Origin of the sequence: Klebsiella spallanzanii (assembly GCF_902158555.1) — a bacterium.
GTDB classification, from domain to species: Bacteria; Pseudomonadota; Gammaproteobacteria; order Enterobacterales; family Enterobacteriaceae; genus Klebsiella; species Klebsiella spallanzanii.
The window spans coordinates 1-322 of record NZ_CABGGS010000037.1; the positions used below are offsets into that span (position 1 = coordinate 1).

Below are 322 nucleotides of genomic sequence, written 5' to 3' on the forward strand. Positions count from 1 at the left end.
GAGGTGATCAACCGCCGCCTGACCGGTAACAATTTTCACGTCTATCTGAAGCCCGATCGGCTGGTGGATCCTGAAGCATTCGGCGTACACGGGATCGCCGATGAGTTCCTGCTGGATAAACCTACCTTTGCCGACGTGGCTGATGAGTTTATGGATTACATCCGCGGCGCGGAGCTGGTGATCCATAACGCCTCGTTCGATATCGGCTTTATGGATTATGAATTCAGTAAGCTAAACCGCGGCATCGGAAAAACCGAGACCTTTTGTAAAATCACCGACAGTTTGGCGCTGGCGCGGAAAATGTTTCCTGGCAAGCGCAACA

The 322-nt window shown here is 52.2% G+C and carries 1 protein-coding gene; it reads left to right on the forward strand.

The window, feature by feature from the left end:
* The coding region (locus FN082_RS20545; RefSeq protein WP_268887527.1) for an exonuclease domain-containing protein at positions 1 to 322 on the forward strand (322 nt) is incomplete at both ends.